Source organism: Marivirga tractuosa (assembly GCF_042140215.1).
In the GTDB taxonomy this organism is placed as follows: Bacteria; Bacteroidota; Bacteroidia; order Cytophagales; family Cyclobacteriaceae; genus Marivirga; species Marivirga tractuosa_A.
Genome location: NZ_CP159478.1, coordinates 4,202,376 through 4,217,883, shown reverse-complemented (window position 1 = coordinate 4,217,883; position 15,508 = coordinate 4,202,376). Strand labels below are relative to the sequence as shown.

Here is a 15,508-nt window from a genome sequence, read left to right as displayed (position 1 = left end):
AGCTCCCCCGCTTTAAAGCCGTAATTTTTAGTAAAAAAGACAATAATTATGTAGCATTGTACTTCAATTTTCATTTGATATTATAAGACTAATTGATATGCCGGATATTAAAAAAATCTTAGTTGCCAACAGAGGTGAAATTGCCCTTAGAGTGATGCGTTCTGCGCGTGAATTGGGTATAAAAACTGTAGCAATTTATAGTGAAGCGGATAGAAATGCACTTCATGTGCGTTATGCTGATGAAGCCGTTTGCGTAGGTTACTCCTGCCTCTTCTGAAAGTTATTTAAGGATAGATAAAATAATCGAAACCTGTAAAAAATTAAAAGTAGATGCCATCCACCCTGGATATGGCTTTCTATCTGAAAATGCTGATTTCGCCAGACAAGTTGAAAAGGAAGGAATCATTTTCATAGGCCCTTCTGCCGAGTCTATTGAAATAATGGGGGATAAGCTATCTGCCAAAGCAGCTGTATTGAAAAGAGATGTGCCTTTGGTTCCTGGTTTGGACAAAGCCATCACGGATATAAAACTGGCTAAAGAAAAAGCAGATGAAATCGGCTATCCTATATTAATAAAAGCAAGTGCCGGTGGTGGTGGAAAAGGAATGAGGATAGTGGAAGATCCTGCGGATTTTGAATCGCAAATGGACAGAGCGGTAAGTGAAGCTAAAAACGCCTTCGGAAATGGAGCTGTTTTTTTAGAGAAATTCGTAACTTCTCCTCGTCATATCGAAATTCAGGTTTTGGGAGACCAAAAAGGAAATGTGGTGCATTTATTCGAAAGAGAATGTTCAATCCAAAGAAGACACCAGAAAGTTATTGAAGAAGCACCGTCAAGCGTATTGACTCCAGAAATTAGAGAACAAATGGGACAAGCTGCTATTGATGTGGCAAAATCCTGTAATTATTATGGAGCAGGAACGGTTGAGTTCATAGTGGATAATAAATTGAATTTTTATTTCCTTGAGATGAATACTCGTCTTCAGGTGGAGCATCCGGTAACGGAACAAATCACTGGAGTTGATTTAGTAAAAGAACAAATCAGAATTGCAGAAGGAAAAGCATTGTCCATTAAGCAGGAAGATTTGACTATAAAAGGTCATGCAGTAGAAGTTAGGGTTTACGCAGAAGATCCGCAAAACAATTTCTTGCCTGATATAGGGAATTTAAAAGTTTATAAAAGACCACAGGGAACGGGTGTGAGAGTAGATGATGGTTTTGAGCAAGGAATGGATATTCCAATTCATTACGATCCGATGATTGCAAAGCTGATTACCTATGCGGATAATCGAGAAGAAGCGATCAACAGAATGATTCGTGCGATAGACGAATATGAAATCGTTGGAATTCAAACTACGCTTAGTTTCTGTAAATATGTATTAAAGCATGAGGCTTTCACCAGCGGTGATTTCGATACCAAATTCATAGAAAAATATTTCCAGCCAAGTGATTTGGATGAGAAAGTATCAGATGTGGAAACGGAAATCGCAGCAGCTTTAGCTGTTAAATTGTGGTCTGAGAGACAAAAGAAGCAAACAGCACAAGAAGGGAATGGCAAAAAGGTCTCTTTGTGGAAGAAGAATAGGTTGTAGAATAGAGTTTATTAGTCAAGATGTGAGAATCTGCAGTCATCCTAATAGCTATCGGGATGATGATAGATACCAAAAAAATATTTTGTGTTATTTAATTTACTAACCAAAGAATGGCAGAAATTAAGCCTATTAAAGCTTGGCGTTATAATGCCGAGCTTCAAAAGGAAATTGAGAGTTTGACTAGCCCCTTATTTGATGTGGTATCAGCCAAGCAAAGAGAGGCACTTTATAAGAATCCTTTGAATAGTATTCATTTATCTGTGCCCAAAGGCGGAGAAGAATCTGCTGATATGGCTGCAGAGCGATTGAGAAAATGGAAAAAAGAAGGAATTATAAAACAAGACCCACTTCCTGGAATATATGTTTATTACCAGTATTTTACCTTGCCCGGCTCTACTCGCGAGCATGTACGAAAAGGCTTTATCACCTTCATTAAAGCTTATGATTGGGATGAAAAAGTTATTTTAAGGCATGAAAATACTATTCCAAAGTCGGTGAATGACAGAATCGAGCTATTGGATAAAACCCAATTGAATGTCAGTGCTACTCATGGCTTATATTCCGATCCTGAATTTGAGTTGGAGACTTATATGGATGAGAGCATGGAAATGCCCTTAGGCGAACTGGAAGATTATCAAGGTGTACGGGAAGTAGTTAGCGTTATTCATGATGCAAAAATCATTAAGAAATTCATAGAGAAAATTACACCTCAGCAAATCATTTTAGCGGATGGACATCACCGCTATGAAGGCTCTTTGCTTTATCGGAAAAAGATGATGGAGCAAAACCCGAATCATACCGGACAGGAAGGTTATAATTTCCATATGATGTACCTGACTAATTCCGATTCCGATGATTTGAGAATTTTGCCCACCCACAGATTAATAAAAGATATTCCTGATTTATCGGAAAAGGAAATTCTGAAGAAACTAGAGGAGGATTTCATTATCAAAACACTCGAAAACCCAGAAGATGTTCATGAAATTATACTAGGGAAAAAGTGGGCTTTTGGGATGTTGTTCAAGGAAAACACATATAAGATCCGTTTAAAGCCCGAGAAGATTTCAGAATTGAAATGGAATTTCCCTGATGAAGTGAAGCATCTTGATCTGACTGTGCTACACTACTTTTTCATTGAGAAAATTTTAGGAATAAAAGGAAAAGAGCAGCGAAGTTCTGAATCCATTCAATTTGAACGCAATTTTACGGCTTGCATTCGGAAACTTTTGAAAGATGAAGTGCAATGTGCATTAATTACAAAGGAAATAAGCATGGAGCAGGTGAATAAAGTCTGCAATACAGGCTATACCATGCCTCAGAAATCAACTTATTTCTATCCTAAAACTATATGTGGATTTTTATTTGGCTCAATACAAGAAGATGAATTTGAATTACCCTCTTATTTTAGGGTCTAAATCGCCCAGAAGAAAAGAAATACTGACCAAAGCAGGCTTTGAATTTACTACCGAAGCTAAGGATACGGAAGAATCATATCCTGTGGATATGCCCCACACGGAAGTAGCAGCATTTCTGGCAGAAAAGAAAGCCAAAGCCTTTGCGGAAGATGAAAAATACACCGATAAAATCATTCTGACAGCTGATACTACGGTCTTAATCGATAATGAATTATTGGAAAAACCGCAGGATGAGAATGAAGCTTTCAGTATGCTCAGCAAACTTAGCGGAAGAGCACATCAAGTAGTTTCAGGATTTTGTGTATTATTCAACGGGCAATTTCAGAAATATTCAGACGAGACTTTAGTCTATTTTAATCTTATTGAAGAAGAAGTCATTTGGGAATATATCAGAAACCATAAACCATTCGATAAAGCAGGTGCTTATGGCATTCAGGAAGGCATTGGTTTAACGCATATTGAAAAACTGGAAGGTTCTTATTTTACTGTGATGGGTTTACCAATTCATAAGGTTTATCAGGCTTTGGCAGGGTATAGCAATGGATAGAAGTTATGGAAAAGTTGGCAATTACCGTAAATCCTAGCGCTAGCTTCTTAGCTCGTGCTGTCTGCCAGCATGTATAAATGGGTACGAGCTAGGAAGCTCGCCAACAGTGAGAATAAAATAGAAGGATTATTTCATCAAAAGATATTAATATTGGCTCAATTCTATTAAATTACTTGTTTCAAAATAGTTCGCCATGAATAATTCAATTAAGCTAGTATCTATATTGTTAATTCTTTTTTATTTCATTCTAGCAAATAATATAGTATTTGGACAAACAGTCAATAATAAATTTAAGATTCAAAAATATGAAATCATTGATGATGTAAATGACATTTACTCAGGGGAAGTGAATTATAGTTCTGATCTACTAACGGGAGTTAGAGATGGGAATTTCTTCGTCATTTTAAAGTTACCATTACCAGAAGTGAAAAATAATACAATATTCATTTCACCAAAAAATGATTTTAGTTCGACTACAGTTAATAAAAATGGTCTGATTCTTCGAACTAAAACTTATTCAAATGGGGTTTTTACCACAATAAATTCAGCAGGAAAGTCGCTAGAAAAACCTGAAAGAATTGCATTTATTGTTACCAGAGCTTACAAAGATGGTGAATTTGACCATTTATTATTTGCATTTAAATATAAAACGGCTTGGCTAAATTTCGTCTGCAAATAGATAAATCTCACTAGCGCGCGTTGCGAAGCAAAACGCGTGCTTTATACCGCTCAGTGAAAATCTTTGAGAAACTACTTCATGGTTAAAAAAAAACAGCCCACGGCTGTCCTTTTCTTTCTCTTGTGGTTTATTCTCAACTAAAATGATCCCAGCCTTGGGCTTTTAATGGAATTGGATTTCCTTTAGTGGTGACCAAATTTAAGCCACTTGATTTTTCATTGACATAGCCTATAAAATGAATATCAGGATGGTTTTTTACTTTTTCAAAATCATCTTGAGAGATAGTGAAAAGTAATTCGTAATCCTCGCCACCATTTAAAATGGCGGTATTCGGATCTAATTTAAATTCAAGTGCAGTTTCTTGCGTATTAGTAGCAAAAGGTAACTTATCCTCATGAACATTGATGCCCACATCCGAATGTTTGGCAATATGATGCAATTCAGAAGCCAAACCATCGGAAATATCGATCATGGAAGTCGGGACAATTTTCAAATCCAAAAGCTCGTGAACCAAGTCCATTCTGGCTTCAGGTTTTAATTGTCTTCCTACTATATATTGATATTTATCCAATTGAGGTTGCATGTCAGGGTTTTCCAAAAACACTTGCTTTTCTCTTTCCAAAACTTGCAATCCCATATAAGCACCGCCTAAATCTCCAGTAACGCAAACAATGTCATTTACTTTTGCGCCTGAACGATAAGCAATTTTATCTTTATCTACTTTACCAATTGCAGTAACCGAAATCATCAATCCAGACGGAGACGCAGTGGTATCACCACCTACTAAATCAACTTTGTAGGCATCACAAGCCGCTTTAACACCTTCGTAAAATGCATCAATGGCTTCCAATGAAAATCTGTTGCTCAAGGCTAAGCTTACCGTGATTTGCTCTGCTATTCCGTTCATGGCGGCAATATCGGATACATTTACTGCCACTGCTTTAAATCCTAAATGATGCAAAGGGAAATAGGAAAGGTCAAAATGAACTCCTTCAATGAGCATATCAGTAGAAACTAATTGATAATAATCGCCCACATCAATCACCGCTGCATCGTCCCCAATGGCATAATGAGTAGAATTATTCTGTTTGCTGAACTTTTCTGCGATTTTATCGATTAACCCAAATTCACCGAGTTTATTTATTTCTGTTCTATTTTGATCGCTCATTTTAATTTTTTTGAGTTTCTAAATTGAATTTTTTACTTTAGTATTATGAAGACGAAATTATTTAAGACATTCATTTTCTTGCTTTTAGGCGCATTTTTATTTTCTGCCTGCCAGAAAAGTTCTTTTCAAACCAGAAAAGGAAAGAAAAAGCTGAAATATTATAATTCCATACAGCACCAATAATCATTTTTTGATTTCTTGGCACAGTTCTATTAGTACGCCATTAGTGCTTTTAGGATGTAAAAAGCAGACTAATTTATTGTCAGCTCCTTTTTTAGGTGCTTTATTGATTAGTTGAAAACCTTCTACCTCCAATCTTTTCATTTCTGATTCAATATTTTCAACCTCATAGGCAATGTGATGAATGCCTTCTCCTTTTTTCTCAATGAATTTGGCAATGGCACTATCTTCATTTTCTGCCTCTAACAGTTCTATTTTTGTTTCGCCCATTTGAAAAAAAGAGGTTGCAACACCTTCACTTTCTACTTTTTCAAGTTTATAAGGGGCTTTTTTGAATAGCTTACTAAAAAGTGAATTGGCACTTTCCATATTTTTTACCGCTATACCGATATGTTCTACTTTCAACATGCTTTTTAATTTTGTGCTACTAATTGACTAACTTTGCATTTGAGAATGCAAAAATGCAGAAACTTTTCCATGGATAAAAAAGTTGGGATACTCAAAATCATTATTTAAATTTCAAAAAGGAAATAATTTAGGATGGAAACATCAACAGACATACATATAGAAAGTGCCAGGCTACAGAAAGAAATCTTAAACTATCTTGGCTTGAATGATAGTGAGTTGGTTTTTGAGTTTGGTTCTCAAGACGGGAAAGTAAAGCTCGATTTGATTACTATCAATCCGAGGCACAACCAATCCTTTTTATTTCATTCAGAATCGGGCTATGATAAATTAGAAGCCCTCAAGAAAATGATGGATTATGTCAAAAACTACAGAGATAGGGAAAGTTCCTATACCATTCAGTGGATGACAAAAGATGATAAACAATTGCATACCTCTTATTTTAGAGCGAGCAATATTTTAGATAGTTTAGACAAACTTTACTACGGAAGAGATCGTAATACCATTACCGTTTTTAGTGTTGTATTAAATCCGGTATCATAATTAAATATTTACAGTCATGATTATTGTTACAGACAAAGCGAAAGACAGATTAGGGAAATTAAAAAATGAAGAGGGACACAGTGATGCTAGCAATGTGAGGGTTTCTGTAAAAGGAGGCGGATGTTCCGGTTTGATGTACGATTTGAGTTTTGATGACCAAGTCAAGGACGGGGACGAAATATTTGAGGATAAAGGTGTAAAGTTATTGGTCGATAAAAAGAGTATGCTTTATCTATTAGGAACCACTTTAGATTTCTCTGATGGATTAAACGGAAATGGCTTTCAATTCATTAACCCAAATGCAAGTAGAACTTGCGGGTGCGGAGAAAGCTTTTCTATTTAAATTAAATAAAATCAATAAGATTATATTTGGAGCCCTTGAGTTTGAAACTTTAAGGGCTTTAATTTATCCACCTACTTTTAATTCTTAGCTATGCCAGTCAATAAATTTAATCCAAGCTACCAAGGAGAACGAAGCAAGAGCTTGGAAAAGCAAGTCCAACGATTTCAAAAGTTAATCGATAGTTTAAGACAAAAAGAAATTCCAGAGGCTGTAGAAAGCTTAGTTAATGAAGAAATTGAAAAAGTTAATCAAGCAGATACTAAGCCTTTATTGACTGCTCAACTTTCCAAATCTTATAAAGAAATATTGAAGATTTCGGAAAGAGAATTGGATTTACTAGCTAAAAACCATTATACCTTTAAATGGCTGGCTATTGGTATGGCAGCTTTCGGAATTCCATTTGGAGTTGCTTTTGGAGTTGCTTTGGATAATATGGCTTTTATGGGAACAGGAATTGGAGTTGGGCTGGCAATAGGTGTGGCTATTGGTTCTCAAAAAGATAAGGAGGTTAAATTGGCAGGAAGGCAATTAGATGTGGATTTATAGAATTTTACATTCATTTTCTAATTTATTCCAACAACTTCTCATCTTTGCAATATGAATAAAGATAATTCTGCACCTATTGGTATTTTTGATTCTGGTATTGGCGGCCTCACTGTGGCGCATAAAGTCAAAGAGCTAATGCCCGATGAAAGCATGGTCTACTTTGGAGATATTGCCCATTTGCCTTATGGGGATAAATCTGCGGCTGCCATTCAAGCTTATAGTATAAAAGTTACGGATGTCCTGCTTCAACAGGGCTGTAAATTAATTTTGATTGCCTGTAACTCTGCTTCATCTGCTGCTTTTGAATTGGTAAGGGAATATGTTGGTTCTAAAGCGAAAGTATTTAATGTGATTGATCCTGTGGTGGAACATGTTTCACAAAATTACAGCAATCAAAAAGTTGGCTTAATAGGAACTAAGCAGACCGTGAATTCCAATGCTTATGAATCAAAGCTAAAGCAACTTAACCCTAGGATTGAATTAAAAAGCTTGGCTACTCCGCTTTTGGTGCCAATGATAGAAGAAGGGTTCTTTGAAAATAGGATCAGCCATGACATTATTGAGACTTATCTTCATCATGAAGAATTAAAGGAGATTGAAGCTTTAATTCTGGGCTGTACTCATTATCCACTTATTAAAAATGAGATCAATAAATTTTATGATGGAAAAGTAGATATTTTAGATTCAGCTACCATAGTGGCAAAAAGATTAGAACAATTTTTAAAAGACCATGATCTCTTTGCGGAAAATAAAGTCAGAAAAGATAGATTTTTAGTTTCGGATATTACGGCCTCTTTTGAAGCCTCAGCCAAAATATTTTTTCACGAAGAAGTACATTTAGAAAAGTTTCCTATTTGGGATTAATAGGAATTTTTAGCGTGAATTGAGAGCCTTTATTTACAGTAGAAGTGACTGAAATTTCTCCTGCTAGAAATGAAATAGCTTTATGAGCTAAAAACAATCCTAATCCAGAACCTTGAGTTATGTTACTTATTTTGAAGTATGGCTTAAATAAGTCATCGAAATATTTTTCAGGTATTCCAAAACCATTATCCTTCAAATGGATATAAAAGAAGTAATTACCGATATCTGTAAAAATCTCTATTTCATTATTTTCCTCACTTTGATATAGCAATGCATTTTCTAATATATTATCCAAAGCGATTCTCAACAGTGCTTTATTTGCTTGAACAGACTTTGCTTTTTCATGGATGTTTACAGTGATGCTAGCATTGCTTTCGCTAATCTCCAATGACATATCATCAATACATTCTTTTGTTAATTCTTCAATATCAACATGCTCAATTCCATGTGAATTATTGAGTTCATATGCCATTTGAAGTTTAAACAACATCTTGTCCATGCTCATCGCAGTGCTGTGAACTTTACTAAAAAGTTGTTTCATTTGCTCAGGGTCTGAATTTAATTGAGCAATATTATTTAAACCTAGTAAAGTCCGAATAGGTCTTCTTATATCATGTGATGCCCTATAAAGATAAGTATCCAATTCCTTGTTTATTTCCATCAAACGAGCGGTTCTTTCAGATACCTTGGCTTCTAGCATTTCGTTTAACTTATCGATTTTTTTATTTTTATTTCTAAGCGTAAAAACGTACCATAAAACAACCAATAATGTAATGGCGATAATAATCAGAAGTGCAGTTCTTAGTTTTAAATGAGAAGCTTGAAGTTGGTTAGTGTTTTGCAGCAATTCTAACTTGCTAATTTCTTGTTCCATTAAGTGGCGTTCGTGTAAACTAGCCACATCATTGCTCAAATTGATAGAGTCTCTAATTTTATCTTGCTGAATATAATCTCTTAAGTATTGATTAGCTTTCGCTGTGTCTCCATTTAATTCAGCAACTTCAGCCCCTATTTTTAAATACTCTGCCTTCGATTTTGGGTTTGTTATAGGATATTTATCTTCAATTCCCTGCATTTTTTCAAAAGTATAAAGTAGAGAGTCTGTATTTTCCGTTTTCATATAAATCCAACTCAAATAAATAAGCGCATTCATACCACTGTTGTAAACTCCAGCATTAATACTGGTTTTAAAATCCTTCTGCAGTAATGGGATTGCTAAATCATAATCACCCTTTTCATAATGAATGGTAGCTTTATTACCATTATTCAATGCAAGTCGGACAGAGTCTTTTAGTGCTTTAGATAAGCTCACTGCCTTGTCAATATTTTCTAAGGCGTATTTAAACTTATGGGTTCTTCTATATGCAATTCCTTTAATTTCATGTAATCCCAAAAGTGAGAATGAATCTTGCTTATTGAGTACCTTTATATTTTTTAAAGTTTGCAGTCCTTTATCGGCATATTCTACGCTTATTTCATTGTTCCATCCATCTAAATTAATGATTGCTATTCTATAATAAATTTGAGCTAAGCAAGATGGACTTCTTACTTTTTCAATTAAGCTAGAAGCTTTTAAATAACATTCTAATGCTGCAACAGTTTTACCTTGCCATTCATAAAATTGCGCCAATTTAAAATACAAAAATGCTTGATACTCCTCTACAGCATTTGTTTTTGGGATTATCTTTGAAAGAAATTGAACCCCTAAGTCATTTTCCTTGTTGCGCTGAATCAAAGCAATTAATTTCAAATGATTTTTAAATTGGGGAAACTCAGAGATATTTGAGGAAGGGGATTTTTCTATTTTTTTAAGTATAGATTCATAGCTGATATTATTCTCGTTTATTTTTTTCAGTTCATATTGATAATATGTATTTAATGAATCGAAAGAAATATCTTGGGTAAACCCGAGTGAGATAGTTAAAAAAAATAAAAATATTTGTACTAAAACAGCCTTTATCACTTCTATGCTTAGTTTACGTTTTGGTTTGAAGCAGATAGCATCAAAAAGTTAAATTCAAAAATAGTACTATTTTCAGACTTAACCTTTACCAATTAAGTAAATTCATCCTAATAAAACCATACTTCTATCGAATATCTTACTTGTATTATTTTTAGTTCTGGTCTTATTGACAGAAAAACATTGAACATCAATTATAATAAACTTAACTTTGCACTTTAAGTAAAAAATCATGAGCGATAGCATAAAACACGAATGCGGAATAGCCCTTATCCGCTTAAGAAAACCACTTCAATATTTTATTGATAAATACGGCCCTCTGTATGCCATGAACAAACTTTATTTGTTGATGGAAAAACAGCACAACCGCGGACAAGATGGTGCTGGAGTGGGAAATGTGAAGCTTAATGTAGATCCAGGCCATCGTTATATAAGTAGGTATCGCTCAGTTGACAATCAGCCTATCACACATATTTTTAAGAAAATTTCCAAGAAGTATAAAAAAGCCAAGAAAGCAGGAGGAAAGTGGTACAATCAAGAAAAATGGTTGAAAGAAAATTGTGCTTTTACTGGGGAAGTTTGGTTAGGTCATTTGAGATATGGTACACACGGGCAAAATGCCATTGAAAATTGCCACCCAATGTTACGTCAAAATAACTGGAAAAATAGAAGTTTGATGGTGGCAGGAAACTTCAATATGACCAATGTTGAAGAATTATTTGATATTTTAACGGAACTGGGGCAGCATCCTAAAGAAAAAGTGGATACTGTTACGGTGATGGAAAAAATAGGCCATTTCTTGGATGAAGAAAACCAAAGAATTTTTGAGGCGCATAAGGATGAATACACCAATGCTGAAATCACTCAGATAATTGAAGAAAAACTGGATCTGCTAGATGTACTGCAACGAGCTTGCCGTGATTTTGATGGAGGTTATGCCATGGCAGGTATCACAGGTGCAGGCCATGCATTTGTAGCTAGAGACCCTTCTGGCATTAGACCTGCACATTTTTATGCAGATGATGAAGTGGTAGTGGTTGCTTCAGAGAAGACAGCTATTAAAACTGCTTTCAATGTAAATTATGAAGATATACAGGAAATTAAACCTGCTCATGCTTTAGTCATCAATACCAATGGGGATTATAAAATGGAGCAATTTATTGAGCCTTTGGAACGTAAATCTTGCAGTTTTGAAAGAATTTATTTCTCAAGAGGTTCTGATCCTGAAATTTATGCTGAGCGTAAAATGCTGGGTAAGCTTTTGGTTCCTAAAATATTAGAAGCGATCGATTATGATTTAGAGAATACCGTTTTTTCCTACATCCCGAATACAGCTGAAACTTCCTTTTTAGGAATGATGGAGGGTATGGAGCAGCATTTGGCAAAAAGACAATTGCAGGAATTAAGAAGTACAAGGGAAGATGATCAAGCCTTAGAGAAATTATTATCATTCCGCCCGAGAGTGGAGAAGTTGGTGATAAAAGATGCAAAGCTAAGGACTTTCATCACTGACGATCAGCATAGAGATGATTTGGTAGCGCACGTTTACGATACCACTTATGAAGTGATTAAAAAGAAAGTGGATACCGTTGTGGTTATTGATGATTCTATCGTTCGGGGTACTACTTTGGAAAAAAGTATTTTAAGAATGCTGGATAGACTGGAGCCTAAGAAAATCATCATCGTTTCATCAGCACCACAAATTCGATTCCCAGATTGTTATGGAATTGACATGAGTAAAATGAAGGATTTTATTGCTTTCAGAGCAGTTCTAGCCTTACTCAAAGAAACCAAACAAGAAAATGTTTTAGAAGAAGCATATCAAAAATGCTTAAATAGCGATAATACCGAAAATCACGTTAAGGATGTTTTTGCGCCTTTTTCTTATGAGCAAATTTCTAATAAGATTGCTGAATTGGTAAAAATCGACACCATTGAAGCTGAAGTTGAAGTGATTTATCAAACGGTAGAAAATTTGCATAAAGCGAGCCCCGAGCATTTAGGTGACTGGTATTTTACAGGCGATTTTCCTACTCAAGGGGGGAATAGAGTAGTGAATAAAGCTTTTGTTAATTTCATGGAAGGTAAAGAAGTAAGGGCTTATTAAATTCTAATTAGCCCTTACTTATAAATAGCCTGAAAGAGAATCTAAGTGTCATCAAAACTTCAGCTCTAATTTCTCTCTGTAAACACTATCTTTAAGACTGTTTTTATTCCAATAATCCAGCATATTACGTTTTTTGAGAGTGGCTGTAGTTGTCATTATCTCTCCATTTTCTGGATAGCTTTCTTCCCATTTTTCTATTTGGTAAGGATGTTCCTTTTTGTAGAATATTGATAATTCACGCTCCAACTCAGCGACTTCAATTTTCAATTCATTTAAACTATCATTTTTAATGATGCTCACATTAGCAGTATATGCTTTTAAATCTTTATGTTTTAAACGTAAATATTGAGTAGAGGGAAAAAGCTGGATTTCTCCTTCCGGAATTTGATTTGGGTCAAGCCTTAATAAAGTCCAAAGCTCATCTTCCAACCAAACTTTATCCAGGTCAATTTCAATATCTCCTTCGCTTTCAAAATAAGAGCGGCCCAATAAATTATAGTTATTTCCCTTGTTGTTAAGTTGCATAAAAACATGGCCGCACCATTCCTGAACTGAAGTGCTGACTTTTCGTGCATGCAAATCACTTTCAGGATAAACAGGTGAAAAAACAGAAGTCATGATGGAATAAGGGTAAATTCCCGTTTTGAATTTCTTGGTGAAATTAAGTTTTAAAACTTTTTCTGCATCATCTCCAGCTTCTTTTGGATTGTTCAGTTTTACTTGCTTACTTTTTGAAAAATCTTCTGTAACAAAAATAAGCACAGCTTCACCTTTTCTTTTTTCACCATATCGAACTTGCTCTAGATCATAGGAAGTCAACTCAGCTTCACCCTGATACCAATAGTCTCCAAACTGCTCATTAAGTTTTAGATTAACTTTTTCTTTTGATTCTATTTTGTTTTTTTGACCGCAGGCTTGAAATAGGACAAAAAGGAAGGATAGGATTAAAATATTTTTCATGATTAGCTGATTTTGTGTCTTATGAAAACTAACGGATAATGGCTTTTGGTGTTAGTGCTTAATGCTCTTAATGTAATTAAACCGACTAAACATTTCTTCTTTATACCAATTTTCTTTCTTTACCTTTCCAATGATTTCTTTGTGAACATCTGTATAAGCATAATCCTTCATGGCTTGCTCGTTTTCCCAAATACTGAAAGTGGCTTGTTCAATTAGTGGCCATTCACCAATTCCTTTTGTGAAGATTAATCCCTTTGCATTTTCAATGGCTTTGCTGGCTTTGGGGACAAATTGCCAGAATCTTGGGAGTTTATTGATATTGATTCTGGCCCTTGTGATAACTGCTATTTTTCCTCCAGCATAATCAGCTTTTTCAGGAAACGGATTCTTTCCATACCAACTTCCATGTGCTCCAAGTGATTCTAGAAAATGAGTTTCTATTTCTGCAGATTTAAATTTTAATTCTTTGAAACTTTCGGAATTCAGGAAGAATTTTTCTGCTTTCTCTTCATTTTCCCATTTCATCAATAAGGCATAAGTGGAAAAATCAGGCCATAAACTGAAACCAAAGCCACTGCCAGTTCCCAATAATTTCGCAAAGCTGCATCCATCGGTTTTAGCTAATCGAGGCGGGAGTAGTTGCATTTGCTTAAATGCCCAGTATTTGTTTTCGGAATAGTGGATGAGGGATAGTGTGACCATAAATTTTAATCTATGGGTATAAACTTTAAAAGAGGGGGAGGGTTTTGATTATTTTAAAAGATTAAAATGAGAAGAGCATAAAAAAAGCCCGAAGCATGTTCGGGCTCATTCATCAAATTTTATAGTACAGTATATAAGCTTGCTATATAGGGTACTTTTAAGCTGTCTCCAAGATATCTTGCATTCTGCTTTTTAAAACAAAAGAAATTGTTTTAGAAACAGCTGAATTAGCATTTTTAAAGGTGCTGTTAGATTTTAAAAACTGTAAATCTACCTCTAATAAAATCTTGCCGAAACATTCATCAGCAAAACTATGAGACATAACTTTAACTCCTGTCAAATCAAATTTGACAAAATCTCCTTGTTCAAGTGCACCTAAGATAACTTTACGTATCTCTTGACCTTTTGCACGTGTTCCAAGTGATGAACCAATATCGTTGAATCTTATAATCATAATAACTATTGCAAATAGCAAATTACTAAGAAAACATCAAAAAATTTTGATCTCATTTTGAATTAATATAGAAATATTGCTGTTTTACAATTGAAAACGCTTTTAGCATTTTGAAGGCTTACGTGCTACGTAGGATTTTATTAGGAATGCTTGGAGCGTTTTTTTTTATTTTCTTTCTTTATATTCATGCTCCTTTGGTATAAAAAGCCAATGCCTGTACGGATGAGTAAATCTATTTAAAGGGTCATGATCTATTCCAGTCGAAATCCCGATATTGAAATTAGGTCTTATTTCTCTTATTTTCTGATTAATGAATTTGTAAACCTTTTCTTTTGCAATAGTTCTTTTCCCTCTTCTGTAAGAGTTGGTTGGTTTATCTTTATGATGTCTATTTAATCTAAAAGCAATTGCACCAAGTACAATATCGGTGCATTGAAGTATAATATGCTTTTTTGAATCTACTTCATAAATTGATTCTCTCTTTATTGCAAGATTTGCATTTCTTAATTCAGGAAGAAATTGAATTCCATATATGAAATTTTTAAACTGTTTATTTTTCTTCCTATTGTCAGGAAGCACATCAAAATAAAGCTCTAAATCAAGTGGATAGTCAGATTGCAAATATCTAAAGCCAAAAATGTTCTTGATAAATTGATAGTAAAGTAACTGATATTCTAATTTATTTTGCCCTTCTTTCAAATTAGTGGGTATAAATCGGTTGTCTGTAAACATGACTCTCATTTTTATTAAGCCATTGGAGATTGCTGTAAAAAATACCTCCATTACTTCACAATATGACTCTACCCGATAGGTATTAATATTACTCCACTTCAACTCAGAATCTTCTAGGTTTAAGTCAATTACTTTACTTTTTAGGGCATTATTAACAAACTGAAAATCCTCTTTAGTAAGTAAAACACCTCCATAAAAGTTAGAAAAATACCTATCTTTTTTCACAGATTCATCACAAAATATATAAAATCCCTTTGGTTTACTCATCCTCTTTCAAATAAGGTTTTATCAATTCAAACGTCTCTATATAA

The 15,508-nt window shown here is 34.5% G+C and carries 15 protein-coding genes and 1 pseudogene; 9 read left to right on the top strand and 7 right to left on the bottom strand.

Going from position 1 to position 15,508, the window contains the following annotated elements:
- Positions 1 to 97: 97 nt before the first annotated feature.
- The 4 genes and pseudogenes from accC to ABWH96_RS18845 all read left to right on the top strand — a co-directional run bounded on the left by accC (position 98) and on the right by ABWH96_RS18845 (position 4,233).
- Positions 98 to 1,592: pseudogene (gene accC / locus ABWH96_RS18860) on the top strand (acetyl-CoA carboxylase biotin carboxylase subunit).
- Positions 1,593 to 1,702: 110 nt separating this feature from the next.
- The gene (locus ABWH96_RS18855; protein WP_375579054.1) at positions 1,703 to 3,007 is read left to right on the top strand and encodes a DUF1015 domain-containing protein; all 1,305 of its coding nucleotides are present in this window, start codon (positions 1,703 to 1,705) and stop codon (positions 3,005 to 3,007) included.
- Positions 2,973 to 3,554 (top strand): Maf family protein, encoded by a 582-nt coding sequence (locus ABWH96_RS18850; RefSeq protein ID WP_375579053.1) that lies wholly within the window; start codon positions 2,973 to 2,975, stop codon positions 3,552 to 3,554. The genes ABWH96_RS18855 and ABWH96_RS18850 overlap by 35 nt, the downstream gene beginning before the upstream one ends.
- A gap of 193 nt (positions 3,555 to 3,747) precedes the next feature.
- On the top strand, positions 3,748 to 4,233 hold the full coding sequence (locus ABWH96_RS18845; protein ID WP_375579052.1) for a hypothetical protein: 486 nt from the start codon (positions 3,748 to 3,750) through the stop codon (positions 4,231 to 4,233).
- Between the two features lie 133 nt (positions 4,234 to 4,366).
- On the opposite strand, the gene thiL is transcribed toward ABWH96_RS18845, so the two are convergent.
- Both thiL and mce read right to left on the bottom strand, forming a co-directional pair.
- Positions 4,367 to 5,401 carry a thiamine-phosphate kinase gene (gene thiL / locus ABWH96_RS18840; RefSeq protein ID WP_375579051.1) on the bottom strand — a complete coding sequence of 345 codons (1,035 nt, stop codon included), beginning with the start codon at positions 5,399 to 5,401 and terminating at the stop codon, positions 4,367 to 4,369.
- Positions 5,402 to 5,584: 183 nt separating this feature from the next.
- Positions 5,585 to 5,989, bottom strand: a complete 405-nt coding sequence (mce, locus tag ABWH96_RS18835; RefSeq protein ID WP_375579050.1) for a methylmalonyl-CoA epimerase — start codon at positions 5,987 to 5,989, stop codon at positions 5,585 to 5,587.
- Between the two features lie 132 nt (positions 5,990 to 6,121).
- Here mce and ABWH96_RS18830 point away from each other — a divergent pair, with 132 nt between their 5' ends.
- The 4 genes from ABWH96_RS18830 (at position 6,122) to murI (ending at position 8,282) form a co-directional block, all read left to right on the top strand.
- Positions 6,122 to 6,529: a hypothetical protein gene (locus tag ABWH96_RS18830; protein ID WP_375579049.1), complete on the top strand. Its 408-nt coding sequence runs from the start codon at positions 6,122 to 6,124 to the stop codon at positions 6,527 to 6,529.
- A 16-nt stretch (positions 6,530 to 6,545) separates the two neighbouring features.
- On the top strand, positions 6,546 to 6,872 hold the full coding sequence (locus ABWH96_RS18825) for a HesB/IscA family protein (protein WP_375579048.1): 327 nt from the start codon (positions 6,546 to 6,548) through the stop codon (positions 6,870 to 6,872).
- Positions 6,873 to 6,962: 90 nt separating this feature from the next.
- Positions 6,963 to 7,418 carry a hypothetical protein gene (locus ABWH96_RS18820; protein ID WP_375579047.1) on the top strand — a complete coding sequence of 152 codons (456 nt, stop codon included), beginning with the start codon at positions 6,963 to 6,965 and terminating at the stop codon, positions 7,416 to 7,418.
- Positions 7,419 to 7,469: 51 nt separating this feature from the next.
- Entirely contained in the window at positions 7,470 to 8,282 is an 813-nt protein-coding gene (murI, locus tag ABWH96_RS18815) for a glutamate racemase (protein WP_375579046.1), read from the top strand.
- Here murI and ABWH96_RS18810 read toward each other — a convergent pair.
- On the bottom strand, positions 8,269 to 10,032 hold the full coding sequence (locus ABWH96_RS18810; RefSeq protein ID WP_375579045.1) for an ATP-binding protein: 1,764 nt from the start codon (positions 10,030 to 10,032) through the stop codon (positions 8,269 to 8,271). The two genes, murI and ABWH96_RS18810, sit on opposite strands and share 14 nt — an antisense overlap.
- Before the next feature lie 442 nt (positions 10,033 to 10,474).
- On the opposite strand from ABWH96_RS18810, the gene ABWH96_RS18805 reads away from it, so the two are divergent.
- Positions 10,475 to 12,349 (top strand): amidophosphoribosyltransferase, encoded by a 1,875-nt coding sequence (locus ABWH96_RS18805; protein ID WP_375579044.1) that lies wholly within the window; start codon positions 10,475 to 10,477, stop codon positions 12,347 to 12,349.
- A 51-nt stretch (positions 12,350 to 12,400) separates the two neighbouring features.
- Here ABWH96_RS18805 and ABWH96_RS18800 read toward each other — a convergent pair whose 3' ends face one another.
- The 4 genes from ABWH96_RS18800 to ABWH96_RS18785 all read right to left on the bottom strand — a co-directional run bounded on the left by ABWH96_RS18800 (position 12,401) and on the right by ABWH96_RS18785 (position 15,464).
- Positions 12,401 to 13,309, bottom strand: a complete 909-nt coding sequence (locus ABWH96_RS18800) for a hypothetical protein (RefSeq protein WP_375579043.1) — start codon at positions 13,307 to 13,309, stop codon at positions 12,401 to 12,403.
- A gap of 51 nt (positions 13,310 to 13,360) precedes the next feature.
- On the bottom strand, positions 13,361 to 14,011 hold the full coding sequence (locus ABWH96_RS18795) for a spheroidene monooxygenase (protein WP_375579042.1): 651 nt from the start codon (positions 14,009 to 14,011) through the stop codon (positions 13,361 to 13,363).
- A gap of 157 nt (positions 14,012 to 14,168) precedes the next feature.
- Entirely contained in the window at positions 14,169 to 14,465 is a 297-nt protein-coding gene (locus tag ABWH96_RS18790; RefSeq protein ID WP_375579041.1) for an STAS-like domain-containing protein, read from the bottom strand.
- A gap of 165 nt (positions 14,466 to 14,630) precedes the next feature.
- Complete coding sequence (locus tag ABWH96_RS18785; RefSeq protein WP_375579040.1) at positions 14,631 to 15,464, bottom strand: DUF3800 domain-containing protein; 834 nt, start codon at positions 15,462 to 15,464, stop codon at positions 14,631 to 14,633.
- Positions 15,465 to 15,508: the final 44 nt, after the last annotated feature.